General features: G+C 57.9%; 26 protein-coding genes and 2 pseudogenes. 11 read left to right on the top strand and 17 right to left on the bottom strand.

From position 1 onward, the window contains the following. Positions 1–9: 9 nt before the first annotated feature. Positions 10–909 (bottom strand): LysR substrate-binding domain-containing protein, encoded by a 900-nt coding sequence (locus HDC32_RS26540; RefSeq protein WP_145338258.1) that lies wholly within the window; start codon positions 907–909, stop codon positions 10–12. Positions 910–1053: 144 nt separating this feature from the next. Between HDC32_RS26540 and HDC32_RS26535 the strand changes: the two genes are divergently transcribed. The 3 genes from HDC32_RS26535 to HDC32_RS26525 all read left to right on the top strand — a co-directional run bounded on the left by HDC32_RS26535 (position 1054) and on the right by HDC32_RS26525 (position 2806). Then, entirely contained in the window at positions 1054–1440 is a 387-nt protein-coding gene (locus tag HDC32_RS26535; protein ID WP_145338257.1) for a hypothetical protein, read from the top strand. An 11-nt stretch (positions 1441–1451) separates the two neighbouring features. Beyond that, a complete protein-coding gene (locus tag HDC32_RS26530; protein ID WP_145338256.1) occupies positions 1452–2054 on the top strand; it encodes a glutathione S-transferase in 603 nt (200 codons plus the stop codon). A 68-nt stretch (positions 2055–2122) separates the two neighbouring features. After that, positions 2123–2806: a glutathione S-transferase family protein gene (locus tag HDC32_RS26525; protein ID WP_145338255.1), complete on the top strand. Its 684-nt coding sequence runs from the start codon at positions 2123–2125 to the stop codon at positions 2804–2806. Here HDC32_RS26525 and HDC32_RS26520 read toward each other — a convergent pair. The 12 genes from HDC32_RS26520 to HDC32_RS26465 all read right to left on the bottom strand — a co-directional run bounded on the left by HDC32_RS26520 (position 2803) and on the right by HDC32_RS26465 (position 14416). Beyond that, a complete protein-coding gene (locus HDC32_RS26520) occupies positions 2803–3291 on the bottom strand; it encodes a flavin reductase family protein (RefSeq protein WP_122764121.1) in 489 nt (162 codons plus the stop codon). The two genes, HDC32_RS26525 and HDC32_RS26520, sit on opposite strands and share 4 nt — an antisense overlap. A 17-nt stretch (positions 3292–3308) precedes the next feature. Then, on the bottom strand, positions 3309–4613 hold the full coding sequence (gabT, locus tag HDC32_RS26515; RefSeq protein ID WP_145338254.1) for a 4-aminobutyrate--2-oxoglutarate transaminase: 1305 nt from the start codon (positions 4611–4613) through the stop codon (positions 3309–3311). Positions 4614–4684: 71 nt separating this feature from the next. Next, positions 4685–6373: an NAD(P)/FAD-dependent oxidoreductase gene (locus tag HDC32_RS26510; protein ID WP_184746086.1), complete on the bottom strand. Its 1689-nt coding sequence runs from the start codon at positions 6371–6373 to the stop codon at positions 4685–4687. Between the two features lie 26 nt (positions 6374–6399). Beyond that, positions 6400–6909 carry a hypothetical protein gene (locus HDC32_RS26505; protein ID WP_145338252.1) on the bottom strand — a complete coding sequence of 170 codons (510 nt, stop codon included), beginning with the start codon at positions 6907–6909 and terminating at the stop codon, positions 6400–6402. 21 nt (positions 6910–6930) lie between these two features. Continuing rightward, complete coding sequence (locus HDC32_RS26500) at positions 6931–8040, bottom strand: beta-ketoacyl-[acyl-carrier-protein] synthase family protein (RefSeq protein WP_145338251.1); 1110 nt, start codon at positions 8038–8040, stop codon at positions 6931–6933. Between the two features lie 33 nt (positions 8041–8073). Next, on the bottom strand, positions 8074–8757 hold the full coding sequence (locus HDC32_RS26495; protein WP_145338250.1) for a hypothetical protein: 684 nt from the start codon (positions 8755–8757) through the stop codon (positions 8074–8076). A 9-nt stretch (positions 8758–8766) separates the two neighbouring features. Continuing rightward, complete coding sequence (locus HDC32_RS26490; RefSeq protein ID WP_145338249.1) at positions 8767–10209, bottom strand: class I adenylate-forming enzyme family protein; 1443 nt, start codon at positions 10207–10209, stop codon at positions 8767–8769. A gap of 1 nt (position 10210) precedes the next feature. Continuing rightward, a complete protein-coding gene (locus HDC32_RS26485) occupies positions 10211–10480 on the bottom strand; it encodes an acyl carrier protein (RefSeq protein ID WP_145338248.1) in 270 nt (89 codons plus the stop codon). Positions 10481–10524: 44 nt separating this feature from the next. Next, positions 10525–11787 (bottom strand): cation:proton antiporter, encoded by a 1263-nt coding sequence (locus HDC32_RS26480; protein WP_145338247.1) that lies wholly within the window; start codon positions 11785–11787, stop codon positions 10525–10527. Positions 11788–11942: 155 nt separating this feature from the next. After that, complete coding sequence (locus HDC32_RS26475; RefSeq protein WP_145338246.1) at positions 11943–13142, bottom strand: MFS transporter; 1200 nt, start codon at positions 13140–13142, stop codon at positions 11943–11945. Between the two features lie 14 nt (positions 13143–13156). Then, positions 13157–13540, bottom strand: a complete 384-nt coding sequence (locus tag HDC32_RS26470; protein ID WP_122764111.1) for a RidA family protein — start codon at positions 13538–13540, stop codon at positions 13157–13159. Positions 13541–14128: 588 nt separating this feature from the next. Beyond that, positions 14129–14416, bottom strand: a complete 288-nt coding sequence (locus HDC32_RS26465; RefSeq protein ID WP_145338245.1) for a LasR-specific antiactivator QslA — start codon at positions 14414–14416, stop codon at positions 14129–14131. A gap of 156 nt (positions 14417–14572) precedes the next feature. Between HDC32_RS26465 and HDC32_RS26460 the strand changes: the two genes are divergently transcribed. The 5 genes from HDC32_RS26460 (at position 14573) to HDC32_RS26440 (ending at position 19132) form a co-directional block, all read left to right on the top strand. Continuing rightward, entirely contained in the window at positions 14573–14827 is a 255-nt protein-coding gene (locus HDC32_RS26460; RefSeq protein WP_145338244.1) for a helix-turn-helix domain-containing protein, read from the top strand. Between the two features lie 105 nt (positions 14828–14932). After that, complete coding sequence (locus HDC32_RS26455) at positions 14933–15889, top strand: TIGR03756 family integrating conjugative element protein (protein ID WP_145338243.1); 957 nt, start codon at positions 14933–14935, stop codon at positions 15887–15889. Next, the gene (locus tag HDC32_RS26450; RefSeq protein ID WP_145338242.1) at positions 15886–17268 is read left to right on the top strand and encodes an integrating conjugative element protein; all 1383 of its coding nucleotides are present in this window, start codon (positions 15886–15888) and stop codon (positions 17266–17268) included. Before HDC32_RS26455 ends, HDC32_RS26450 begins: the two co-directional genes overlap by 4 nt. A gap of 3 nt (positions 17269–17271) precedes the next feature. Next, positions 17272–17580, top strand: a complete 309-nt coding sequence (locus tag HDC32_RS26445; RefSeq protein ID WP_145338241.1) for a hypothetical protein — start codon at positions 17272–17274, stop codon at positions 17578–17580. A gap of 10 nt (positions 17581–17590) precedes the next feature. After that, the gene (locus tag HDC32_RS26440) at positions 17591–19132 is read left to right on the top strand and encodes a conjugal transfer protein TraG N-terminal domain-containing protein (RefSeq protein ID WP_145338240.1); all 1542 of its coding nucleotides are present in this window, start codon (positions 17591–17593) and stop codon (positions 19130–19132) included. Here HDC32_RS26440 and HDC32_RS26435 read toward each other — a convergent pair. Continuing rightward, positions 19121–19519, bottom strand: a complete 399-nt coding sequence (locus tag HDC32_RS26435; protein ID WP_145338239.1) for a DUF3742 family protein — start codon at positions 19517–19519, stop codon at positions 19121–19123. The two genes, HDC32_RS26440 and HDC32_RS26435, sit on opposite strands and share 12 nt — an antisense overlap. Positions 19520–19975: 456 nt before the next feature. Between HDC32_RS26435 and HDC32_RS26430 the strand changes: the two genes are divergently transcribed. Continuing rightward, a complete protein-coding gene (locus HDC32_RS26430; protein WP_145338238.1) occupies positions 19976–20305 on the top strand; it encodes a hypothetical protein in 330 nt (109 codons plus the stop codon). A gap of 132 nt (positions 20306–20437) precedes the next feature. Further along, a complete protein-coding gene (locus tag HDC32_RS26425) occupies positions 20438–21397 on the top strand; it encodes an ArdC family protein (RefSeq protein WP_145338237.1) in 960 nt (319 codons plus the stop codon). Between the two features lie 131 nt (positions 21398–21528). On the opposite strand, the gene HDC32_RS26420 is transcribed toward HDC32_RS26425, so the two are convergent. Then, on the bottom strand, positions 21529–21726 hold the full coding sequence (locus HDC32_RS26420) for a hypothetical protein (RefSeq protein ID WP_096143053.1): 198 nt from the start codon (positions 21724–21726) through the stop codon (positions 21529–21531). Positions 21727–21948: 222 nt separating this feature from the next. On the opposite strand from HDC32_RS26420, the gene mobH reads away from it, so the two are divergent. Then, positions 21949–23682 (top strand): MobH family relaxase, encoded by a 1734-nt coding sequence (mobH, locus tag HDC32_RS26415; RefSeq protein WP_145338236.1) that lies wholly within the window; start codon positions 21949–21951, stop codon positions 23680–23682. Between the two features lie 122 nt (positions 23683–23804). On the opposite strand, the pseudogene HDC32_RS31890 reads toward mobH, so the two are convergent. Both HDC32_RS31890 and HDC32_RS31885 read right to left on the bottom strand, forming a co-directional pair. Further along, positions 23805–24111, bottom strand: a pseudogene (locus HDC32_RS31890) (TrbG/VirB9 family P-type conjugative transfer protein); the annotation flags it as partial. Between the two features lie 96 nt (positions 24112–24207). After that, positions 24208–24837: pseudogene (locus HDC32_RS31885) on the bottom strand (alcohol dehydrogenase catalytic domain-containing protein); the annotation flags it as partial. Positions 24838–25013 lie beyond the last annotated feature (176 nt).

Here is a 25013-nt window from a genome sequence, read left to right as displayed (position 1 = left end):
AGTACCTCGTCAGGCGTTTTTTTTCAGTTGCGCGAGGTAACGCTCCACTTCCCCGGACAACCAATGGGAGAACTCGCGCTGTTTGTCTTCCGAACTTTCCCGGGGTGGCCACACCAGCCAATAGGGGTAGGCATACGGCGCACTGACCTCACACAGCTGGACCAGCTCGCCCCGCTCGATAGCATCATGCACCAGGCTGCGCCGCTCCAGCGTGATGCCTTGCCCCAGGCGAACGGCTTCCAACACCAGGTTGGAGTCATTGCTGCACAACCCCTTGCGCTCGTTTCCCAACTCGACACCGGCTGCCTCGCACCAGGGCAACCAGGATTCAGTGTTGTAGATGATCGTGCTGTCGATGACCTCTTGCGGCGTCTGCGGCAGGCGCCCGCCATTGAAATGAGGAGCGGCAACCACCACGACTTCATCATGAAACAACAGCTTTTGTTCGACGCCCTCCCAGTCCCCCTTGCCCATGCGGATGCCGATATCCACCGACTCCTGATGCAGGTTGGAAATTGTCAGGCTGGCTTGCAGGCGAATGCTGATATGCGGGTAAAGCTGCTGGAAACCCGGTAGGCGCGGTAACAGCCAGGACCGGCCGAACGAGGGCAGAACCGCCACCACCAACTCCCCCATCTTGGGCTGTGCCTGGATCAATCGTGTGGCCTCGGCGATGTCGCCCAGGGCTTTGCGAATCTGCAGCGCATACAGGCGCCCATCCTCGCTGACACGCAAGCCCCGCCCTTCGCGCACGAATAGCGTCAACCCCACAATCTCCTCCAGTACCTTGATCTGCTGGCTGATAGCTGAATGCGTGACGTGCAATTCCTTGGCGGCAAGGGTGACGCTTCCCAACCTGGAAGTGGCTTCGAAACTGCGCAGGCAGGTCAACGGAGGAAATGCACTCATGTAAGCTCAACTAACCTGTCGTGGTAAAATTTATCGATATTTTGAGGACGGCACTCACGTTAAAGTAACCTCAAATTAACAATCCTGCCAGCCACAGGCGTCTTCCCGTTGCACCGTCACCTCGCGAACTGCGGAGCGTCTTCGATGAAAACCACGATCTTGGAACAGAGCCTCTCGACAGCCCGCCTCAACCAGGCCCCGCAGGTATTGCTGACGAAAATGGGCCTGGGTCGCCATACCCTGAAATGGCTGGTGACCAAGGATCAACTACTCTCTTTCTGGCTGGAGCAGCAGGCCTATGTGATCGCGCTGAAGGGGCGCCATTGGATGACGTCCCAAGGCACTGATGTCTGCCTGGAACAAGGGTATTTTACCTGCCTTGCGCCGGGCCTGATCCTGCTGGAGGGCGAAGGGGAAATTGCGCTGTACCTGGCCGGCAATGAGGCCAGCCCACGCGCCTGCGGGCTGCTGCTTAACCTGTACAAGTACCTCAAGCATCCCAACTGCACTTTGAAAATTACCCTGACGTAAATGGAGGCTTCATGAAACTGGTCGGCATGCTGGACTCGCCCTATGTGCGCCGCGTAGCAATTTCCCTGAATCTTTACGGCGTCGACTTTGAGCATCAGCCACTTTCGGTATTCAGCACCTACGAACAATTTGCCAAGATCAACCCGGTGGTAAAGGCGCCCAGCCTGGTGCTGGATGATTCAACTGTGTTGATGGACTCAAGCCTGATTCTCGATTACTTCGAAGCGTTGGCCCCGGCTGATAGAAAGCTGTTGCCACAGCAAGCCGGCGCGCGCGCCCAGGACCTGCAGTTGATTGGCCTCGCCCTGGCCGCCTGTGAAAAAACCGTGCAGATCGTGTACGAACATAACCTGCGCCCCGCCGAAAAACTCCACGAGCCCTGGCTCGACCGCGTAACCGGCCAGTTGCTGGCAGCCTACTCGGCCCTGGAAAAACGCCTGGCCCATGAGCCGGATGGCGCCCTGACCCAAGGTGCCATCAGCGCTGCAGTGGCCTGGTCTTTCAGCCAGTTCACAGTCGCCTCAGTGGTTAACGCCAAGGCCTTCCCGCACCTGCAGCGCCACGCCAGGCGACTCGAGGAACACCCGGCCTTCAAGCGATACTCCATCGAATAAGTCACCTGCAACGTACCGAGAGCCGGCACCCGCCGGCTCTTCGCTCTGCGCTCACATGAACGGCCTCTATGTACACCGTCTTTTTCTCGCCCACCGCCAATGGCTATAAAATCCTGCTGATGCTGGAGGCCCTCGCGGTCAGTTATGACATCTGCCATATTCACCTCGCCAGCGATGAGCAACACCTTCCCGCGTACCTGCAGGTTAACCCGCACGCCAAAATTCCGGTGCTGCTGGACAATCACAACCAGCAAGTGGTGGTGGAGTCTGCGGCGGTGCTGCTGTACCTGGGGGAAAAACACGCACGTTTTCGCGGCACATCGCCCGAGCAACGCTGGCAGGTGGTGCAATGGTTGATCTGGCAAGTCAGCAGCCTGGGACCGATGGCCGGGCAGAATTACCACTTCCATCATCAGGCGCCCCAAGCCGACACGTACTCGGCTGCGCGCTACCTGAACCAGACTCAAACGTTGTTTGAGGTGTTCGAGCAGGCAATCGCCGGGCAACCGTTCATTTGCGGCGACTTTTCCATTGCCGACATGGCGATTTATCCCTGGCTGCGGCTGCACAAACTGCTGCACGTCAGCCTTGAGGCGTTGCCGAACGTTGCGCAGTACCTGCAACGCATGGCCCAACGGGACGACGTTCGGCGCGCCTATGCCGCAGGCGCGCCGTATCACGAGCGTGCGCACGGCGACGTCGACAAGCTACAGGCGATTGCCGGCAGCCTCGAGCGCCGCGCTGTCGGCTAGACCGCCGTCGCGTATTTGCCCCCGTGGAAGATCAACGGGCTGCCTTCATTCAGGGTGAAATTGATGACCTCACCGATGAAAATCCAATGGTCGCCGCCATCGAATTCATTGCGTTTGATGCATTCGAACTGTGCAATCGCGCCGTCGATCAATGGCAGTTGGTTTTGGCTGATTGCATAAGGCACCTGGCTGAACTTATCCGCGGTCGGCGTTGCAAAACGGTCGCTCAGCAGTTGTTGCTCATGCGCCAATACATTGATCGCAAAGCCCCGCGCCGCCTGGAACGCGGGGGCGGTATAGGACTCCTTGCGCAGGCTCCACAGCACCAGCGCCGGCTCCAGTGAAACCGAATTGAAACTACTGACCGTCAGCCCGGCGGGCGCGCCGTTGTCATCCAGGGTCGTGACGACGGTGACACCCGTGGCGTACTTGCCGTAGGCATTGCGCAATGCGCGTTTATCCAACTGTTTTTCAAGCGTCTGCATTTGCCTGTCCACCTTTTTCAGAGTTGGCCAACCACGGTATGGTTGTCGATTGCTGTCAAGCACGCCGCCAGTATTTCCAGGCCTTCAAGCAATACCGGCCGGGGAATGGTCAGGGGCATGAGAAAACGGATGATATTGCCGTACTGCCCGCACGCCAGCAGCAGCAAGCCTCGCGCGCGCGCGTCTTGGATCAACTGCCGGGTCAGGCGCGCGGAAGGGATGCGACGTGCAGCATCGTCGAACAGCTCCAGGGCAACCATTGCCCCCAACCCGCGGATGCGGCAGTGAATGCCAAGGGCGCCGGTGATTTCCTTGAGGTTGTCGCGCAACTCCTCGCCCAGTTCCCGGGCGATATCGAGCAAGCCTTGCTCATCAAACACCCGCAGGACTGCCAAGGCAGCCGCACAGGCCAGCGGGTTGCCGGCATAGGTCCCGCCGAGGCCGCCGGGCACGGGCGCATCCATGATTGCAGCCTTGCCGGTCACGCCGGCTAACGGCAAACCGCCGGCAATCGACTTGCCGAACACGATCAAATCGGCGTGCACACCCATCTGTTCCATGGCAAAAAAACTGCCGGTACGCCCGGCGCCACACTGTATTTCGTCCGCGATCAGCACAATGCCGTGCTGGTCGCACAAGGCGCGCAGCGCAACCATGAATGCCACAGGGGCAACGACAAAGCCCCCTTCCCCCTGGACGGGCTCGATCACGATGGCGGCGATATCTTCCGGTGCGGCGTCGCTGCTGAAGATCCGGTGAATGCTGTTCATCGCCTCGACCACCGAGACCCCGGCGTCTGCATCCGGGAACAGTGCCCGGTAGACACCACCGGGCATCAACCCCATACCTTGGGCGTAGGGGTTGACCTTGGCGGTCATCGCCAGGGTCATCAGAGTTCGGCCGTGATAGGCACCGGTGAACACGATGACGCCGGTGCGACGCGTGTGTACCCGCGCGATCTTCAACGCGCTTTCCACGGCCTCGGAGCCCGTGGTCAACAGCAGCGCCTTTTTGGCAAAATCCCCCGGCACCCTGGCGTTGATCGCTTCACACACGGCGATGTAGCCCTCATAGGGCAACGCGGCAAAACAGGTATGGGTAAACCGCTGCAATTGCGCCTGCACCGCGTCGACCACCCGCGGGTGCAGGTGGCCCGTGTTGAGCGCTGCAATCCCGCCGCAGAAATCCACGTAGCGCCGTCCTTCGACATCCCACAGCAAGGCATTTTCGGCACGCTGCACGTACACGGCATGGGCCTGGTTGACGCCCCGGGCGACTGCCTGAGTACGTCGCTGCGCCAATGCCTGGGTTTTATCTTGCATACCATTGCCCTCTCGTAGCCAACCGTCGAAACGGCTCCAGCCTTCACCGGAGCCGCATGCAATGGGAAAACTCAGCGCGCCCGATAGGCGTGCAACGCAGCGTCCGCCTCGGCCGCCAATTGCAAGCGGTCGCCATAACGGTAGCTGTCGAGGAAGTCAAACTTGACCGGCGCATCCCCGCGATCAAACCGTGCCTTGAGCCCGCCCGGCGCATCATTGGCCCACTTGAGCAGTGAGTCGGCAAACTCCTGGCTGGCCCGGGAAATGAAGCGGTTGGAGAAATCGGCAAAATCGATCGGCAAATGCTCGCGCTGCTCTTCGAACAGGCGTTGCAGCACCTCGATGGTCTGCGCTTCGCTTTGCTGGCCGGCAGCGTAGGCTTCCATAGCGGTGCAGGCGGCTTCGAACAGCACTTCGTAATACGGACTCTCGATCGACAAGTGCCCGGCATACGTTGCGGTCTCGAACGCCTGTTCAAGGGCCTCGTTATCGCCGGTCTTGAGGTAGTCCGAGAGGATCTTGCGAAACCGCAGCACGCCGATGTAGCTGCCACTGATCCACACCCTGAACCACGCGTTCCAGAGGGGGAAGCTGTCGAAGGCCGTGAAGGAATTGGCCACCAGGCGGTCGTTCACCTTCACCACTTCCAGGCTGTAGTCCTGATAGGAGTAGAAGTCCTCCTTGCGCCAGACATCCGTCTTGACCGCCTTGAGAATCTTCGGCGCCACCCGCGCAATCGACTCAAAGGTGTTGACCAAGCCACGAGAAAACAAGGGGTCGACAAACCCCACCGCATGGCCGAGCAAACAGTAACGGTCACCCACGCTTTCGCGGCTGGTGTAGTTGAGCCGAGGGGCTACCGTCCACTCTCGCACCCTGGCCGCGCCCTCGAAATGCCGGGCAACGGACGGGTGATCGTCGAGAAACTGCTTGAACTCCACCTCCGGATCGCCGGCGGGACCATGCTCGTCGATATCCAGTTGCAACCCGATGCTGCACAAGGGGTTGGTAGAGTGAGGATGATTGTTGAACGGGATGATCCACAACCACCCGCCCTTGAACATATGGTGCAAGGTGCTTTGCGCCAGCGGCGTGGGCGAGCCGGAGGCCTGGGTCGACGCGATGACATCTTCGTAGAGCTTGACCCCGGTCATGTGCGTGAAGATCGAACGGGTACGCGCCTGCATTTCCCGCGCGCCCTGGCGCAGTTGGTACTTGTCGGCGATGGGTGAACGGTAGCCCGCCGCGTCCACCACGTAGCGTGCGCTGAGCTGTTCGCGGCCCAGGTTCAGGATCAGGCCATCGGCGGTCTCTTCAATGTCCTGAATACGTGCTTGCTGCTTGATGGTCGCGCCGAGCCTGGCGGCCAAGGCCAAGTAATAGGCGTCCACATCCTGGCGGAACAGATGGGCCTCGGGGGCGATGACCGGAGTGGACACCACGTCCAGCGGGTTGTGTTCCTGATGCTTGCCGTTCCAGGCGAAACTGAACGCCAACTTGATGCCTGCCGACGAAGAGCCCACATGCTTGATCAGCGAGTTGAGTTCGCCAGGGTAAGCCAGCTCGGGAATGGCATAGCGGTTGGCCAGGATTTTGAGCAGCACGGCACTCTCGGGCACCATCGACTCGCCCACCGCAAAACGCGGATGGGTCCCGGCGTCGATGATGGCAACTTTCACGCCCTCCTTGGCCAGGATAGCGCCCAACATGGTTCCAGCAATGCCACTGCCAATGATGGCTACGTCGTAAGTGTTTTCCATGACAACCTCGATCGGTGGGTATTGATTCAGTGAAATTGCGCGCTTGCACGCTGTAGCAGTTCGGTACTGACGTGCAGCACTTCAGCGCTGTCGGTCTGGGCCTCGACCAGAAACAGATAGTCGGCCTGGCCCGTTGTCAGCCAGTAGTCGGCCAAGCCCCGGGCAATGGCTTGAACGTTGTGCCCTGGCATGGTTAGGACCAGCGTCGGCCCCTGAAAGCCATAGCGTGTGCAGCAGATGGATGTCGCCGCCCCGGCATTGGCGTTGATAAAGTCCGAGGGCGAAACACGGTCCTTGCTGGCCAGGCCTTCGACGATCCTGCCGGTGATGGTCTTGGGGTAAGCGTTGCCGTAGTAGATCAAGCCGACCTGGCCACGCACCGGGTCGAGGCGCTGGTGATACTTGAGGTACAACTTGCTGACGCTGGACAGCACGCTGTAGACCGAGGGGTCAGCGCTTTTGAGGCCCTTGCGCAAGCCCTCATCAAGGTCGTTGTAGGTAAAGTTGCTGGCGTGAGCGCGATCCAGGATTTTCATAAGGCCCTCCTTGAAAGTGACTTAGCTGTAGCGCTGGAACACAAGGCTGGTGTTGAACCCGCCAAAGCCGATGGTGAGGCTCAGGCCGATCTCTGCCTGGGCATGCAAGGCCGTGCCGACGGGCAAGCGCAAATCAAGGTCTGCCATTGGCGTCCCGAGCCCATGAATGGGTGGCACGACGCCGGTCTGCAGGCTCTTGACCAAGGCAATCGCTTCCAGCGCCCCCGTGGCGCCCAACGTGTGGCCAAACGCGCCTTTGGTGGCAAAGACGATGGGCTGGTAACCGCTGAAATAATCGGCATAGGTCGCGCTTTCCACGCGGTCATTGGTCAGGGTTCCGGAGCCATGGGCATTGACCAGGCCGATCTGGTTGCGGTGGATACCCGCCTCTTCCAGCGATCGGTCCAATGCCAGACGGATGCCGGTGCCTTGCTCATCTGGCGCGGTGAGGCCGGCAGCATCGTTGGCCGAGCCACAACCCAGCAGGTAGGCATAGGGTTTGCGCGCCTCTTGCCCTTGACGCTCAAGCACCAAGAAGCCTGCGCCCTCCCCCAGCAAGGTGCCGTCGTGGCGCTGGTCGAACGCACGTAGTCGCGTCGCCGACATCGTGCCCAACGCGGTATGGGCCAGGCGTTTTGAACGTCCGAGGATATCGGCGCCACCGCAGACGCAGGTGTCGGCCAACCCGGCACGAATCAGGTAGGCGCCCAACATCAGTGCATCCGAGCCCGATGAGCACGCGGTGGACAGCGCCAACGGCTGCAAACCGAGTTGCTGCGCCGTGCTCACCACCCATTCGTCCAGCGGGTCTTCATGAAACGCCAAGCTGTCCAGGCGATACCCAAGGCTGGTGCCGGCGATCAAAAACTGCCGCGGGTTTTGCCCTCTGACGGCCACGTGCGCGTCCTCCAGTGCCGCCTTGACCGTGCGTTGCGTCATCCCCAGCAAGCGCGCCTTGGGCTCGGTCGTGTCGCTGTCCGGCAGGCTTCCTGCCAGGGTGTTCTTGAGCGGATACTCGGCGGGCAGATCACGTATACCGGTGTCGCCCAGTAAAAGTCGGTCCCATACGTCCTGCAATTGATGCCCCAATGCAGTGGTCCATCCAAGACCTGTCACCACAACCTTGTTCATAGTGCCTCCAGTAGAAAAGTCGGGGGGAGCGCCTCAGCCGAATACCCGTTGAAATTCGTCAACCGGCTTGTCGCGCACTGGCGAGGGGTAGTAGTTGTCGAGCAACTGGCCCGAGACCAGCTCGATGCGCCGGGCAAACGGTTCGTTTTGCAGCCAGCGGTCGCTGTGGATGAAGACCTCGTCAATATCGGCCGCATTGAAGCCAGGCAACTGCGAGGGCTCGACGATCTTGCGACGCTTCTTGTCCAGTACCTGGGCGTAGGCCGAGGCATCGAAGTAGCGGATGCGGTTGTCCTGTATCAACGCGTTGATGCAGTGCCAGCGTTGCGGCAGGTACAAATAGTTGACGAAGATATTCCTCACCGCGTAGACCTTCTGGCCGAGCAACTGGCTGACGAGCACGCCAGCGACGTTGGCCATTTCCGAGCAGAAACACGGCAACCGCGGGCCTTCATCCAGCATGGCGTTGAGGTAGTCCAACGGGCTGATCCCGGGAATCACCTCATCCCGGTAGTGCTCGTAGCGCTGGATGTAGACGTCCCATTGTTCAGCGTCGAACTTCAACTTGACGACATTGGGCGGGTAGGTCTCGAACTGTTCGGACTCTTGCAGCACATGGCACATGTAGCGAGGAATCAAGGCCATGACATCCTCCAGCGAGGACAGCGCGTAGCGGGCGATCACGTGGCGGACCGCAGCCGTAATCTGTTCATTCATAGCAGTCACCTATTTGTAATTGACGATGGAGCCGGCGTCCTGAAAGACCAGGTCAATGTGGCCGGGGCGCTCGTAGCGCTTGAGCAGTTTCAGGATGCGTTGCTTGAACGAAGGGCCGTCGCAGGACGGCACGATGGACCGGTCGAGGGTCACTTCCAGCTCGAACCCCGCCAGCGCCTGCTGCGTTGGCTTGACCAGCGTGCGACAACTGATGACCCCGGGCAGCGTGCGGCAGATATGCTTGATCGCACCGAGGTTGACCTTCTCATCGTTGATCACCAGGAAGTCCGATTTGCGCCCCTTGAAGAACAGATACCCCTGGGCATCGAGGGTAAAAATGTCGCCGGTGCGCAGCCACGTCTTACCGTTGATGTCAACCAAGGGTGATTTCGCGCTGCGCCCGATCTTGTTGAGCATCAACGTGCTGGACGCCACCAGCAACTCCCCCTGCCAAGGGCTCTCGGGTAAGGCGTCGAGCATCACCTCGGTGCCCTCCAACGGCAGCCCCACCGAGTCATGCCGGGCCGGTTCGACGCGGTGGGCAGCCAATGTCGATACACGAGGCCCGGCCTCGGTGATGCCGTACGTCAGGTACAACTCCAATTGCGGGTTGGCGTGCAGGCAACGTTGCACCTGCTCCGGCGGGACATGGTCGCCGCCCACACTCAGCACCCGCAAACCTGGAGGCAAGCCTGACGGTTCGCAGGCATTGATCTGCCGCAACAGCACCGGGGTCAATGAACTGACCGTGATGCCATGCGCCGCAATATCGCGGGTGTATTGCGTTAGCAAAAAGGGTGGGCCGCTGATGACCAATTGGGCGTCCAGCGCCAGGGTCGCGATGGCTTGTGCCACCAACGCCGTCGAGTAATACAACGGCAGGTTCACCAGCACACGATCCTCCTTGCGCAGCCCGATGCTATGGGCATGCCGCAAGGCGTTGGTGTGCAACGATTCGAACCGGTGTACGCAGCCACTGCTGAACGACGCCGACGTGCCTGACGTGGTGATGATCACCTCACCCGGCCGGGTTGACGGCAGCCGAGGCGCATCGAAAATCAGCGCACTCCAACGACCGATCAGCTGCGTACGTGCGCCGGGCCCACGGGCAATAGCGTCATAGCCCAGCGCCGACTTCACCAACGCCGCCGCCTGGAAATCCTCGATGATCTGCCCAAGCCGCTCAGCCGGTGTAGTCGGCGCGATCAGCGCCGGTACCAGGCCACTGTTAAGCACGGCAAAGAACATATGCAGTACATCGATCGTATTCGGCAAGGCGATGACCACGACATGTCCGGGTTGCAGCGAACTGCTTTGCCAGAACCGCAGGTACTCAGTGTAAGTGTCAGTCGCTGTGCAATGATCGCCTACGGATGAGGTGGCAGAAATATTCAACAGTTTATCGGCAGGAAAAAATACCCTGCTTCGTTCGATTGACACGACGTTATTCATTTCAACGGGCCTCAAGCTTATTAACAATAAATTCGGACAGCGTCTTGCAACTAAAGAAGTTGTCAGGACCAAACTCCTCCTCGCTCACTTGTATTTTGAATTCCTCTTCACACTGATACCGCAGTTCAATAAATCCAATTGAATCCACCCCCACTTGCGAAGAGAACCCGGCGTCCTCTTTTATTTGCGCTTGCGGTATATCCAGGTCCAATCGATTTGCAACAATATCCTTGAGAATCGCGATCACTTCCTGCTGGGTATGTACGCTCATGGAAACCTCACTTTTGAATGAAAGGAAACAACGGGTGTTACAGATCAATGAGAACTTCTGGTTTGCAGCATTTCCTTTGAGAGAAAAACATGTGGGTCCGGGCGTAACAGGCGCCGGACTAAAGGCGTGGTAGTGACGGTAATGATCAATGCCATGAACACGAGGACGGTGTAGGCATCAATCGAGATCAGTTTGAGTTCCAGGCCAATGGCCAAAATGATCAGCTCCATCAGACCTCGGGTATTCATCAAGGCACCGACGATAGCCGAATCGGTCCGTTGTAGACCGCTGACCCGTGCGCCCAGGTAGGCACCGCCGAACTTGCCCGCGAACGCACACACCAGGAACACAGCCAGCCAGAACAGGTTTTCGTTGCTGCCAAGGCTGTCGAACGAGGTTTTGATTCCGGCACAGGCGAAAAATACCGGCAACAGGACGAAGTTCAGAAACCCCTCCACCTGGCTGCGCCAATAATCCGTGAACTCGGGCACCTGTTTCATCATCAACCCGGCGAGCAACGCCCCGATCGCACAGTGCAGCCCCAGCCAGTCGGTGACCCAGGCACACAGCAATACGTAGCTGATCACCACGGGCATGATCGCCGCAGGCTCACCTCGAGCCTGGCAGCGCCGGATCCAGGGGATGACTAGGCAGCGTGTCACGCCGTAGAAACCAGCGAAGGCCACCAGCAGTTGCGCAGCGAAATAGCGGGCGTCGAGGGGGTCGCCATCGACTCGGGAACAAAACACTATCGCGCCCAATATCACCCAGCCCACCACATCCGTGATCACCGCCGCGCGCAGAGTGACGTGTGCCACCAGCGTGTCCTGCAAGGCGAGGCTCTGGACGATCCGGGTCATCACGGGCACCGCCGATACCGCCAGCGCGACACCGCAAAACCACGCAAACCCCCACTTCGAATAGGTCGGCGCCAGGTGCTCATGGGCAACCAGTGCTACGCCGACGCCCAGGGCAAAGGGGACGACTAGCCCAAGCAGTGCGATCGACAGCGCGGCGAACCGCCCCTGTGGCGATGCCTCGGGGTGGCGTTGATTGATGTGTACGCCCACCTGAAACATCAGAAAGATCAGGCCCAGATCGGCAACATGCGCCAGCCAGCCGATGTGCTGGGTTTCAAACAGGCCCGCGGATTGGCCAAGGAATGATTCCAGGCGCCCGAACACTGTCGGCCCAAGCACGATGCCCGCCGTGATCTCGCCCACTACGCGACATTGCCCGAGGCGTTCGGCCAGCCAGCCAAACAGGTGACACGCAAGTAATATAACGGCCAATTGTATGAAAAACATAATCAAGTATCCCTGCAGTACAAACAATTGAAAGAGACACTAAGAAGCCGAAAAACAGGCATACCTTCGGCCTCCAGGCACGATTTAAACCCGACTGGCAGTCAGTGGCAGGACAACAACACGTTTATCAAAAAACTGAGTGAGTTACCCGTGAACTACTTGTCAATGATATCGGCGACCGACAGTTCAACTCCTACGCACAGCGCACGCGAACTCATTAAGTAGTTGGCCGCCCCACCCGTCACGGCCAGTAGAAGACTCGTCCAGCAAATACCAGCCCAACCGAAATAGGCATGAATGACCGGCGCAACTATTGAACCCACTGCGCCGCAGCCATAATAAAAAAACATATAGAGGGCAAACACGCTGTTGCGCTGTAGCGGATCAATCTTCAACACCGTCGTCTGGTTGGCGACTTGGGCACTGAAACAACCGAGGTCAAACAGCACCACGCCCGCGACAATCGCAACCAGGGAATAAGGAAACACCAACAATATGAGCACGCCCAGCCCGGTCATACCAAAACCGGCGCCAATCACTTGCCGACTTCCCCACTTGTCGGCCCATTTCCCGGCCGGCCGTGCCATCAATAACCCCGCCAGCCCTGCAAGGCCCAGCATGCCTGCCTGCGAAGGGCTCAACTGCAAGGGCGCGCTACTGACGTGCAACATCAATGCAACCCACAACAGGCTGAAGATGAAAAACCAGCAGCCTCCCAGCAACGTCGCCCTGCGTAACGCCGCGTGCCGCATGAATAGAGGCGCCAGGCCTCGCAGCAGTTGCCGGTAACTGGCACTGCGCCGGGTTTCGATAAAGGGCAACACGGCTCGGCTGGCCAATGCCAGCAGCAGCATCAATAGCCCCACTGCCACCAGCATCCCGCGCCAGCCAAATTGATCAGCCAGCACTCCCCCCATGAACCGCGCCAGCAGAATACCGGCCGCGATACCGGCCCCCACCAGGCCGACCGTACTGCCCTTCGGGTCAATCTGAAAGCCCAAGGCATTGAGCTGGACAGCATTGGTGGCCATGGCGCCGATTACAGCGCCGAGGCTGATCATGTACAGCAGGTGCGTGCCGCACGCCGCCAGCAGTAGTGCCAGGCCCAGTATCAGGAACTGAATGCTGACCACGCTGCGCTTGTTACGCGAATCCCCCAAAGGCACCAGCAGCATTATCCCGAGCATGTAACCGACCTGGGTACTGCCGGCAATCAGCCCGGTAGCGGACAGCGGGATGTTCAAGGACGTCGCGATGGCCGGCAGCACGGGCTGCAGCAAGTAGTTGTTAGCGATGGATAGCCCTGCGGCGCCAGCCACAAAACCGGTGACGAATCGTGTGTCAGACAGGCTCATTTCGATGGTCTCCGTCAACGATTCCGGCAGGCAACCACTTCGATTCCCACCAGCATTTGCGGCTCGGCGAAAGGCAGCACATGCAACAGCGTGAACGCCGGGCGGATATCGCCGAAAAACGCGCCATGGACCTCAGCCGCCTGGCGCCAGTGCGTCAGTTGCGTCAAGTACATGCGGCTTTGCACCACGTCCGCCAAGGCGAATCCGGCCTCCTCCAGTACCCGGGTGATTTTCTCCAGGATGACGCGGGTCTGGCCGGCGACGTCGGTCGCAACGATTGTTCCGTCGGGCCCCAACGCGCCCGTTTTGGATACGTACAGGGTGTCATCCACTTGAACCGCCCGGGAAAACCCGAACACCTCCTCCCAACTGGAGCCTGATGAATACCTTTCGCGCATGTTCATCTCCTTATGAAGCGGGGCCTGATGCGGCATAGGTATGTAGCAGGAATCTTTCGAATCCAACGATCAAAACCATACGCTCGGAGACTTGAGGATGTCTACGCTCAAGAACGCACATAGTTAAACTAAACTACCAATACAAACGAGATAGACAGGCAAAAATGGGATAAAATGTAAATACAGCTACACAGTCAGTTAACATCTTCTACCAGATGAATACGTGTTCAGTGGCAAAATCGTCTTGATTTCAATCTGTTGGCCGAGAGTCCGACCTACCGGTCTTAAGGGCAGCGCAAAGCTCAATTCCGCGCATGACCATCCGTCGGCTGGCAGTTGTTTTCCAGCGAGGAAAGATTTGAGGAGGGGGTTTTAGAGGGGTACGTTCAGGCGATTTTCAAGAAAGGTTCAATCAGAATTTTGATTTGCTTGGTGCATACATCCTGACGCATTTACTAATGCTGTTAGTGGTCACATCTCGAAAGAATGGCGTGTACATACAGAACGGTGTCGCTCCCTTGAGTCGTCAGGAGGGTCGCATCACGCTATTGCCATTCGAAGTGTCAGACCACTTGACACCGAGGCTTCTTAATCGGGCGATACTGCAGCAGGCAAAGGATCAACGTACGTACGTAGTAACCGCTGCTGAATCCTCAACAGAAATCCGGCCTCAAAAGCATCCTGGCAGTCACCGACAGGAAAGGTTTTGCGGGTTTGCGCCAGCTCCCACCACAGCGGAATTTCGCCAGGGGCATCAAGCCAAGCCTGGGCGCATTGCACGCCACGCTCAATCATCGAGGAAAATTCGCTACCCCACGGTGTCTGAAGACTTGGATAACCATCCGCCGGAGGAATTGAAACGTAGTTTTCGTCCATACACACCTAAATTTCTGATTTATTTTCAGACGCAAGTCCAGCTTCAAAAACTTTTAAGCTCTCGCTAACAGCCATAAGCCTTCAAATGGCATAGATCAGCCCTAATGCAGACTATATCCCGTGGATTGAGAGTCCCTCAAGGCGCAATTTGCGCGCATGACTCACGACTACGAACAGCTGCGTCTGCAACTGGCGGAAAATATCCGCTTGATGCGACGCGTGAAAAACCTTTCCCAAGAGCAGCTCGCGCTCATGGCCGAGGTTGATCGCACCTACGTCAGTCAAATTGAACGATGCACGGGCAATCCGTCGTTATTAGTTCTTTTTAAGCTCGCAACCGTTTTCGAAATTACCGCAGATCAGTTACTTGTGGAACCTGAGGTACTGCGTAGCTCCCTTCACGTCAAATAATAGTCTTACGCATCACAAAGCCGATAGCTCGGCCTTCACAATTTCCGCTGATAATCTTTAGCCCATCCCCGAACCTGCCCAGGCCATACACATTGAGCCTGGATTATGACTGCCATCTGCTCGTCAATATCGCCTGAAAATCTAAGACCCTTGGCACTGAGCGTCCTGGTGATGTGCGCGCCAAGCATTGCGCTGAACACAGGCAGTATCACATCCTCCGTGCTTTCTCCAAGCTGCCTGGAATACAGGGTTGTCGGCATTTGTTTCTGGCTGCTCTGCACGCCGTTCGGCTGCACAGTAAAAACCTCGACCAAGGTGCGTCATTTCATTCCTGAACTGGTGGTCTCAAGCTACAGCACCACGGGCAATAACCCATGGACCGAGATGGCCACCCTCTCCTCTCCCATCAGCGGTTCGGAAGGTGGCGGCAACCTGATCACCCCTAACACCCACCGCGACAACCTGACCCGCTTCAAGAACGTCGATGGCATCGGCCACCCCGGGGGCTGGATCGCAACGCAACTGGCTTCGCAATCCGGCTATGCCTGCGCCAGCGGTGCAACAGCATTCATACCTTACTACCTGAGTACCCTGGACTCACTGGCCTGGCGCCATGGCATCCCGGAAAATTTCTACCCCGAGTCACTTGTGCCTGGGGTCCGCGAAGTCGGTAGTCAAGTCTTAGGAAACATGTGGGGTAATATTTATCCCCGGCAGGGTTTTCTGGTACAGCCCGACGATTTCAAGGCAGCCGCAGTCATGGCACAACGGGCCGGTGATGTAGTTACCCGAAACTGGCAGCCGCATGTGTACTTACCACTCACACCAGCCAAACGCGACGGCTACTGGCCACCTGGCCCGATCGTGGAAAACGACGCTTCGACCCACAAATGGCAATTGCTCTCCCCCCAAACTCAGCCCACGTGCGCCGTCTTCCCCAGCAATCCAGTACAGAGCGCGGATGGCGGCTACGCCTGGTCACTTTGGCGTCCCTATAGCTGCTGCAAACGTGAGGGGCAGATCTTTCTGTTCAGTATCGACTTCGAAGGAGGTGCTTCATGAGTCGGCTTCTCGCACGACCATGGTTGGGCGCGCTGAGTCTGTTGTTCTGTGGACTGCTTACTGTGGCGACGCATGCCCACGCCGCCGAAGGCGATTACCGCCTGGGCACTCAAGGCGAAGTGCTCGATGACCGCGTGATGTACACCATTGGTGGCGGCTCGGCAGTCGGCTCACCGAGTTCACTCTACCGACCCAGTGGTCTCGGTGTCGGAGGGTCTTGGCGAGCGAACATGATGTGCGGAAACATGAGCCTCACCAACACACTGCAAAACCAACTGAACGGCGTCACCGAAGGTTTCCAGCAGATCATGGGCAGCATCGTGCAGAACGCGACCCAAGCGGTGATGTCGCTGCCGGCGTTGATCATCCAGCGCGCCAATCCCGGACTCTATGAGTTGCTCAGCAACGGAGTGATGCAAGGTCGTATCGACTTCGACCGCTCCAAACTGACCTGCCAGGCCATGGCCGAAAAGATGGCGGACAAGGTTGGTCAAGCCGGTTGGGGTGCACTGGCCAAGAACCAAGAAATGCAAGGCAACTTAGAGCAAACCGGCGGTGATGCGGTGGCCGCGGTGAAAAACACCGAGGCCCATAACGGCAACAATGGAGTGGCCTGGGTCGGCGGTTCAAAGGCCGGAGGTGATGGGCAAACTCCCATTCGTGTGACTTCCGACGTGGTGCGCGCGGGCTATAACCTGCTGCATAACCGGTCAGTAGATGACAGCACCTCCATCAATAGCAGCGACTGCTTAGGTGGGACTATTTGTCAGACCTGGGCTTCGCCCCAAGAGGAAGCCGAATGGGCCGTCCGCGTACTGGGCGAGAGCGAAGTCGCGACCTGTGACAGCTGCGAAACCCTGCGCGCGACCGCGGGTGGCGGATTGACGCCGTTGATCCAGGAGGCCTACAGCGAGCGAATGAAAGCCTTGCGAGGGTTGCTGTCGGGCTCTCTGCCGCCTACCGCTGACAACCTGTCGAAAGCCTCCAGCCCGATGCTGCCGGTGAGCCGTGGTGTGATCGAAGCCCTGCGCGACGATCCCGATCAGGATCTGCTGGCACGACGTCTGGCTAGTGAAACGGCCCTGTCCAGCGTCCTGGACAAGGCACTGCTGCTACTGCGCACACTACTGGCAGGCAGTCACGAACCCAACATCGCCTCCGCCGAGCCTGCCCAGACCGCCTTGACGAAAAACATCGACGCTTTGGAGCGCGAAATACGCCTGCTGCAGACCGAGATGCAGGTCAGGCAGATGCTGACAACCAATACCGCCAGCTTGGTGCTCGACCGGCATGCTGGTGGCGCCGACGCTTCGCGCATCGTCGAGCAAGGCGACCCTGAGCCAGGTCGACTTAATGATGCTGACGCCAGGCGCAAGTGAACCATGAAACGCTCACCGCTATTCACTCTGCTTTCAGGTCTGGGGATTGCCACAGTGATGATCCTGACCGCCGCACTGGTCGCCTGGATCGGCCGCGCTGCGCTGGGTAGTTTCGAAGTCTGGCAGCAGGCATTCGAATCCGCACGACCTTACCTGCAGTGGTGGCGCGCCCTGCTCTACGCCGCCCTATTTGCGCTCTGGTGGGACCTGCTTCGGCGCTACCGACATCGACCACAGGATCGACTGCGCGTGAAACGCATAGGGACATTAGGGCTCGTGCTCTTTACCTGCGTCGAACTCACCCGCCTGTGAGGTCACCACCATGCTCATGAGCACAAACAGCTACCTGGAGTTTTACCTCTCTCTGCTCGCCTGGATCATCAACAACGGCCTTTGGAGTGTTCTTTCCGACACCGGGCTATTCGCCGCGCCCTTTGGTGCAATCATCTTGCAGGAATGGTTGTCTGCCCGTCAGCAAGGTGCGGATGAGGGCAACAGGGGACTGCTCTCGGTGCCGCGGATCGAGAATCGGTTATGGCTGGCCTACATCGTCGTGTTGTTCGGCTGCGCGCCGGTCTTTCCGTTGAGCCTCTCGTCAATGACGTTCGATGATGTGGCGAGCCAGCGCTGCGGCGTGAGTGTGGCCAAACCAGCAGAAACCGCCTGGGGGACAACCTTCAATACCATTGGCGAACGCTCTGCCAATGTGCCGATCTGGTGGTTTCTGGTGCATGCCTTGAGCAAAGGCGTGACTGCGGCGGCCACCGCCTCCATCCCTTGCGCTCCGGATATCCGACAAATGCGCATGGAGATCGACAGCTCGCGCATCGACAGTCAGGTCCTGCTGCAGGAAGTCGCCGACTTCACTCGCGACTGCTACAGCTATTCCCGTTCTCGGCTGTTCACCAACCGTCCGCAGTTGGACAAAGCACAAAGTCACGACGCAGCGTGGATCGGTTCAAGCTATTTTCTCGACACGCCCGGCTACTACGATACGGATCGCTCACGTACACCGAGAGTCAGCTGGCCGTATGACGAAAGCCGCGATGTTTCCTTGCCACGGCTGGAGAATGGCGCAGGCTACCCCACCTGCAAGCAGTGGTGGAGCGACAGCGGTGTTGGCTTGCGCGAGCGGTTGATACAGCAGGTTGATCCCTCTCTGCTGACTCAGCTGAAAGGTTGGCTGACTGGCCGGTCGAGCAACGAGATCGAGGATGCCACCCTGCGCGAACTGGTCAGTCCGCGCCAGCAATCGATGTCCATGTCGCCCGGACAGGTGTACCAGGACTACGGCTCCAGCGCTCGTGGCGGTTCGATCAATCAGGGACTCAATAACCTGGCCACCAATACCGGGTTGGCCCTCGGTTCCTTCAGCAACTTCCCGGCAATGAATGCACTACGCGCAGCCTTGCCGATGGTACAGGCGTTCCTGATCATGGGCGTCATCATCAGCTTGCCGCTGATCCTGCTGGTCAGTACCTACCAGCTAAAGACCGTCATGACGGTGACGTTCGCACTGTTCACACTGCATATGCTGAGCTTCTGGTGGGAACTGGCGCGCTGGGTCGACTCCAGCATGCTCGATACGTTGTACAGCCAGGTGTCAGCGTCAAATCAGGTGCTGCTGTCGCTGCCCACATCAGGCCTCATGGATGGAACCGTCACGGCGCAGGTGATTGAGTATGTAATGGGGGCGATGTTCATCGTACTACCGATGCTGTTTCTAGGCGTCATGGGCTGGGCAGGATATTCAGTCGGCAGCGGGATTCAAGGCATGTTGGCGAACGGTAGCAAAGCTGCAAGTGATTCAGCGAGCAAAGGTACGGATCAAATATTGGGTGCTGCTAAGCGCTCAATTAGATGACTTGCTGTCGCCTATATAATGCCCATTGTCGTCGAAGTCGCCGATGTAGAGATCAGCACCTAGGTAGTCTGGCCCTGGATTTTTATCTTCACGATCGGCACCAATAAAAGTCCTGAGCCATAGCAAAGTGATAACAGCCAGCATCATCACAATAAAAGTAACCAGCCAAACACTGACAAACAGCAATCCTCCGATCAATGCCAGTTTGGCAATCAGAAAACTCCCGCGAACAAGTAATTTACCTGCGGGCACACCTGCGGTCTCGGCACGCTCAACCACATGGGATTCAAAAGTTTTCAACCTACGGTAACCACGCTTCACCGAAAGACCACAGGCATACGCCCAGCAGTGGGCTCGTGAATTCTGAACAGGTTGCTGAGTCGGCATGGTCTCGCCCTCTTCTGAGCGTTTTCATGGTTGAGCCTGGAGGAATAGCCTACTACCGAAAGCGGCCCATGCCTGACCGTTTATCAGTTTCCCCGGTCGAAAAATCCTCATTGGAAGCTAGAAGACAAGCTCCGCGAAACATCGTCTCTACAGCAATTGACCCAGATAAATCGTCCGGCTAAATACAAGGTGCGGATCGCTGTTATCGACAGCACTTTCCCAGGTAGCCAGAACCTTCAAGGCTACGTCACTTCGATGATGGTTCCCCCCCAAGTGCGATTAGCGTTCGGTGGCTCGCACGGTGACCGTTTCTACGGTAATGAACGCCTACTGCTCTTATGAGCGCCTTTCGAGCTTCGCTCGTGAGGTAAGCCCTCTTGATTTTCTTCAACCCACTGCGGGGAAATCTTTCTCCGCACGGGACAGGTTTCTTCGCGCTTTCAACGGAGACATTCCATGCCTGACTCACTTACACCGGAAACAATAAACACCCTTCGGCTGCCCGTCGTGTTCACTCCTGGCGCGTGGCAACGCGCAGTACTGCTCGATCAATCCGATTACGCTGAGAAGCTGCAGGTCGATCGGTTGAGCCACGTATTGCGCGCAGCCTTCGAGGCCCACCTGGCATATCCATACAAACCCTACGTGCTGTTCGAGGTAATGCATATTGAACCAGCCGATCAATTAGGCCACGACCCGTTGCTGCAATTGAGTCTGAGCTTACTCCAAGAACCGGATCAGCCTGGCGCATTGCTGATAGCGCTTGCAGGAGAACACCAGCGCTAAGCGCAATTAGCGGCGCACAACGCCACATTCGGACGGCATGCAAGACCTGCATCAATCCAACCCATCACCCAGCCGGGGGAACCCTCCCCCACGGGCACGGCGTTCCTCCGTTTTTCTCTCGAGGAAATTGCCATGCGCGATATCTACCAAGACGTGACAGACAAGCTCGTTACTGCGTTAGACCAAGGCGTTGCACCCTGGATTAAACCCTGGTCCTCAATTGACTCCGCTTGTACCGGTCATCAACCCTACCCCGTCAACGCCATCACGCGACGTCCGTATTCGGGCATCAATTTACCGCTGCTCTGGGCCGAGGCCAGGTTGCAGGGGTTCACTCAAGATCGTTGGCTGACTTTCAATCAAGCCAAAAAAGCTGGCGGGCACATTCGTAAGGGTGAGCACAGCACTCTGGCGGTGCTCTACAAGCCGATGGAGCGCGAGGAACAAACCGAGTCAGGCCAACCCGTACTCGATGAAAACGGTCAACCTAAGATCGCTCACTTCGGCATTCTCAGGACGCATTTTCTGTTCAACATCGAGCAAACGGAGGGGCTCGAAATGCTCAATGACACCTTGCTCGAGACGGAACAGAGTGATCCCTTCCAGCCCAACAGCGCCGCGGAAGATCTGCTGTTAAGTTCAGGTGCACGCATCGTTCATCGGCCTGCTGACGAAGCCTTTTACCACCCGATCAGGGATCTCATCCAACTGCCGACAAAAGCACAATTTCACGATGAAGGCGGGTACTACGCCACTGCACTTCATGAGCTGACGCACTGGACCGGGCATCACACTCGGTTGCAGCGCGAAGGCGTGAGGTCAGCCTGTCCGTTCGGCTCGCCAGGCTACGCGTTTGAGGAATTGATCGCCGAGATGGGCGCTGCTTTTTTATGTGCCTACGCCGGTATACAGGGGGAGCTGCGGCACGAGGGCTACATCGACTCCTGGCTCGGCCTGCTAAAGGCTGACAAACGCGCGATCTTTCGCGCCAGTGGTCAGGCCCGAAGCGCTTCGGAGTTTGTGCTCAACCTGAAGCAGCAACGGAAGCAGATGGTTATGGATGACTCACGATGCATGAACGATGGAGTTTGACCATCACCTCACCGCCGCAATCGCATCAAAGGGCCCAGCGCGAGTTGGGCCTTTTTTCTGCGTCCAGAAAACCCCATGCCGCGTGGCTCTAATGCAAAGAGTCAGGGAGGGGCACATCCCCCCGCAGCCTGTCATTCCGCATCCAGGTTCTGCGCCAGAAAATCCACCAGATCGAGCGGACTCCGGCTGTCGATAACCTTGTAGATCAGATCGCGTTTACTGCGCGGCAACTTCTTGACCACGCTCTTCGCTGAAGCCCTGACGGCTTCGTCGGTCCCATGGATACGTGCCGCGAGCAGCAGCACCAGCGTGGCGTCAGTAAGGTTCATGGCAAGACCCAAAAAATAGGCACCGTAGTGTACCGACTCTTTTCGTTTTCGTACCAGCCCCAATAAAACGATGTGTAGCAGTATCGATATCCCGATTGCCGCGCAAAGGGACACGAGCCAAAAAGGACGGATAAGGGTTGGAAGGGAATGGGGACTCAAGGGTAAGAGCTCTATCCGAAAAGGCTAAAAGGCCACTGCCCCAGCCACCTTCCGGGGGTCAAGATGCTCAGTCTGTTTCGCCACAAAAAGCGGAGGCCACCTCCGCCACCGACCGTCAACGTCGCCGAAGGTTACTTGCCCATCGAGTCGGCTCACAGCTTGTTAGCCGCTGAGCACCGCCGCCAGCTGCTCGATCGCATCTGGCAGTACACCGCCCTCTCCCACGCGCAGTTCATCCAGCTCTATTTAAATCCGATCCATCGCTACGCCGAGCAGGTCCAGCAACTCCCAGCCAGCGAGACGCACCACCACGCCTATCTCGGAGGCATGCTCGACCATGGGCTGGAACTGGTCGCCTGCAGTTTGAAACTGCGTCAGTCATATCTGCTTCCCTCCGGCGCCGCGCCCGAAGACCAAGCCGCCCAGACCGATGCCTGGTCGGCCGGCATCGCCTATGGCGCCCTGCTGCATGACATTGGCAAGATCGCCGTGGACCTGCAGGTCGAACGTCAGGATGGCCGTCCTTGGCATCCCTGGCAGGGCCCACTGGATCAGCCCTACCGCTTTCGCTATGTCAAAGGTCGCGACTACCACCTGCACGGCGCTGCCGCAGGCTTGCTCTACACCCACATTCTTGACCGACCTATCCTGGACTGGCTCAGTGGTTTTCCGCTGCTATGGGCGAGCCTGCTGTATGTGCTGGCGGGTCAGTACGAACGCGCCGGCGTGCTGGGCGAATTGGTGATTCAAGCAGACCGAGTCTCTACCGCACAGAACATCGGTGGCAACCCGAACAAGGCGCTGCAAGCGCCGATTCATTCGCTGCAACATCACTTGATCAGCGGACTGCGTCACCTTGTTCAGCACGAGCTGAAACTTAACCAGCCGGGTGCCGCGGGATGGCTGACCCAGGACGCGCTCTGGCTGGTCAGCAAGACGGTCACGGACAAGCTTCGGGCCTATCTGCTGTCGCAAGCCATAGAAGGCATTCCTTCATCCAACATCGCCGTGTTCGACGAACTGCAGTCGCATGGTCTGGTCGAGTCTACGCCGGAAGGCAAAGCCATCTGGACCGCCCTTGTCGCACAGGGAAACTGGGAGCAGACCTTTACCTTTCTGCGCTTTCAACCGGCGTTGATCTGGGGGAACAAAGACCGGCCAGAGGCTTTCAACGGAACGGTTAGCATCGCAGTAGATGAAAATCAGCCCAACGCTCCGGTATCACCAGTAACTCCTAAGGCTGTCAATACAAAATCAACTCAAAACCCATCATCGCAGCCGGATCTCATGGCGCTAGAGGATGCCGATTATCTCAGCACGCTGCTGGACATGTTCGAGTTGGGTGAGCATGGGGCGAACGATGCACCGTCAGAAAGTGCTGACGATACTTCAACGCTTCAATCGGACAACCCAGGCCAAGCATTCCTGAATTGGGTCAAGGAAGGCATTCTGAGCCACAAGCTGATTATCAATGACAGCAAGGCTAAAATCCATACAGTCGGAGGTACTGTGTTCCTGGTCACACCTGGCCTTTTTCATCGCTACGTTCAGGAATTTCCGGCCATCTCATTGGGGACCGATTCCGCAGGTGAGGAATGGCGATGGGTGCAGAAGCAATTCGAAAAACTGAAAATCCACCAAAAGCGCGATGATGGTTTGAACATCTGGATCTGTCAGGTGGAAGGTCTACGGAAAAAAGGAACCCTCAAAGGCTATTTGTTAAAAAATCCAGCAATCTTATTCGAAGCTGGACCGATACCTACCGATAATCCTTTCCTTAAAATTGAAAAAGCATAAACGTCCCGTATACCTCAACACGCTTGAGCTTTTTCTTTTCCGCTTCGACTTCGAATTCGACTTCAACTGGCTCTTCATTCTCCTCTTCGTCCTGAGGCACAACAGCTTCTTCTTGGTAGCTAGGCCATCCATGTCGTTTCGGTCGAGGTCAGTTCCAGCAGTTGTCCGACAGCTGGTGGTGATGACCAGATTAGTTTTGAGGCCTGAGCGAGTGGGTTTGACCAGCACACTGACGCGCAGCGCCTCGCCGCTGCCGCTGGAAATATCGCCGACGATCCAGCGCACAGTATCGCCAGAGGCGACGGTGACCAGTTCCTCGCCGGGCTGGAGCGAAACCACGGTGACGCGCCCAAGTGACGCATAGACCTGATACAACGCGCCGTCGCTGTACGGCCACACTTGGATTGTATTGACGTAGCCCTCCCGAGAGAAGCGGACGGAGAGTGAACACGCCTGCATAGCTTGCTGAGCGAAAAGACAACGGAGCAAGCGAATAGGTCCCCAACCAAGAGCGCTAGTGACTTTTCCGAATTTCCGTATTGCTTGGAAGGCGACATCAAGCGCACCAACATAGTCGTAGACGATGTCGAAGCCCAAACCTTCCATGAAATCCTTTACATAAACTTCCACGGGAGTAGTTCGGTCAATTGCTATGGCACCGATCGACTGCAAGCATTCGGCCGCATCGCTACCTGCGACGCCAAAGGCTTCAGCCCCGTGGGCGCGCGCGATCTGTAGTGCCACGTGTCCTAAGCCACCAGCGCCACCGATCACGAGTACCTTGTCATCCGGCCCGACGTTCGTAATGTTCACCAAGCCTTCCCAAGCTGTGATAACGACCAAGGGCAGCGCAGCCGCCTGCCGCATGGAGAGATTGGTCGGTGTCTTCGCCAGGAGACGGACATCGACTGCGGCGAATTCAGCTATCGAGCCTTGCACCCAGACGACGCCTCCAGCCGTAGCCCAAACCTCGTCGCCAAGAAAGAAATTCGTCACGCCGGGGCCAACGTGCTCGACGACGCCTGCCAAGTCCATCCCGAGGACAGCCGGCAGCGGATGCCGAGGATGCGCAGCAGCACCCGTTCGAATCTTCGTATCGAGCGGATTCACTCCGCTGGCATATATGCGAACAACAACTTCCCCCGACCTCGCCAGCGGCAGGGGTAGGTCGGCCCAATGGAGGGGGCATCAGGTGAATCCACCACGAGAGCCCGGATGGTTTCAATAGTCATATGCTTATCCAAAACAAAAAGCTGCGAAACCGTGGTGTCAAACGACTGCATATTCCGAGATCTAACTTCTGGCCAGGAGTAGAACGCCGAGTAAATGAC

The sequence above is a fragment of the Pseudomonas sp. JAI120 genome, assembly GCF_014207255.1.
Classification (GTDB): Bacteria; Pseudomonadota; Gammaproteobacteria; order Pseudomonadales; family Pseudomonadaceae; genus Aquipseudomonas.
Note: the sequence above shows the minus strand (reverse complement) of the source record. Positions and strands in the feature narration are given on the sequence as shown.

Coding starts and splice junctions, on each gene's coding strand:
- HDC32_RS26540 (WP_145338258.1), bottom strand. CDS start 909: ATGAGTGCATTTCCTCCGTTGACCTGCCTGCGCAGTTTCGAAGCCACT.
- HDC32_RS26535 (WP_145338257.1), top strand. CDS start 1,054: ATGAAAACCACGATCTTGGAACAGAGCCTCTCGACAGCCCGCCTCAAC.
- HDC32_RS26530 (WP_145338256.1), top strand. CDS start 1,452: ATGAAACTGGTCGGCATGCTGGACTCGCCCTATGTGCGCCGCGTAGCA.
- HDC32_RS26525 (WP_145338255.1), top strand. CDS start 2,123: ATGTACACCGTCTTTTTCTCGCCCACCGCCAATGGCTATAAAATCCTG.
- HDC32_RS26520 (WP_122764121.1), bottom strand. CDS start 3,291: ATGCAGACGCTTGAAAAACAGTTGGATAAACGCGCATTGCGCAATGCC.
- gabT (WP_145338254.1), bottom strand. CDS start 4,613: ATGCAAGATAAAACCCAGGCATTGGCGCAGCGACGTACTCAGGCAGTC.
- HDC32_RS26510 (WP_184746086.1), bottom strand. CDS start 6,373: ATGGAAAACACTTACGACGTAGCCATCATTGGCAGTGGCATTGCTGGA.
- HDC32_RS26505 (WP_145338252.1), bottom strand. CDS start 6,909: ATGAAAATCCTGGATCGCGCTCACGCCAGCAACTTTACCTACAACGAC.
- HDC32_RS26500 (WP_145338251.1), bottom strand. CDS start 8,040: ATGAACAAGGTTGTGGTGACAGGTCTTGGATGGACCACTGCATTGGGG.
- HDC32_RS26495 (WP_145338250.1), bottom strand. CDS start 8,757: ATGAATGAACAGATTACGGCTGCGGTCCGCCACGTGATCGCCCGCTAC.
- HDC32_RS26490 (WP_145338249.1), bottom strand. CDS start 10,209: ATGAATAACGTCGTGTCAATCGAACGAAGCAGGGTATTTTTTCCTGCC.
- HDC32_RS26485 (WP_145338248.1), bottom strand. CDS start 10,480: ATGAGCGTACATACCCAGCAGGAAGTGATCGCGATTCTCAAGGATATT.
- HDC32_RS26480 (WP_145338247.1), bottom strand. CDS start 11,787: ATGTTTTTCATACAATTGGCCGTTATATTACTTGCGTGTCACCTGTTT.
- HDC32_RS26475 (WP_145338246.1), bottom strand. CDS start 13,142: ATGAGCCTGTCTGACACACGATTCGTCACCGGTTTTGTGGCTGGCGCC.
- HDC32_RS26470 (WP_122764111.1), bottom strand. CDS start 13,540: ATGCGCGAAAGGTATTCATCAGGCTCCAGTTGGGAGGAGGTGTTCGGG.
- HDC32_RS26465 (WP_145338245.1), bottom strand. CDS start 14,416: ATGGACGAAAACTACGTTTCAATTCCTCCGGCGGATGGTTATCCAAGT.
- HDC32_RS26460 (WP_145338244.1), top strand. CDS start 14,573: ATGACTCACGACTACGAACAGCTGCGTCTGCAACTGGCGGAAAATATC.
- HDC32_RS26455 (WP_145338243.1), top strand. CDS start 14,933: ATGACTGCCATCTGCTCGTCAATATCGCCTGAAAATCTAAGACCCTTG.
- HDC32_RS26450 (WP_145338242.1), top strand. CDS start 15,886: ATGAGTCGGCTTCTCGCACGACCATGGTTGGGCGCGCTGAGTCTGTTG.
- HDC32_RS26445 (WP_145338241.1), top strand. CDS start 17,272: ATGAAACGCTCACCGCTATTCACTCTGCTTTCAGGTCTGGGGATTGCC.
- HDC32_RS26440 (WP_145338240.1), top strand. CDS start 17,591: ATGCTCATGAGCACAAACAGCTACCTGGAGTTTTACCTCTCTCTGCTC.
- HDC32_RS26435 (WP_145338239.1), bottom strand. CDS start 19,519: ATGCCGACTCAGCAACCTGTTCAGAATTCACGAGCCCACTGCTGGGCG.
- HDC32_RS26430 (WP_145338238.1), top strand. CDS start 19,976: ATGCCTGACTCACTTACACCGGAAACAATAAACACCCTTCGGCTGCCC.
- HDC32_RS26425 (WP_145338237.1), top strand. CDS start 20,438: ATGCGCGATATCTACCAAGACGTGACAGACAAGCTCGTTACTGCGTTA.
- HDC32_RS26420 (WP_096143053.1), bottom strand. CDS start 21,726: ATGAACCTTACTGACGCCACGCTGGTGCTGCTGCTCGCGGCACGTATC.
- mobH (WP_145338236.1), top strand. CDS start 21,949: ATGCTCAGTCTGTTTCGCCACAAAAAGCGGAGGCCACCTCCGCCACCG.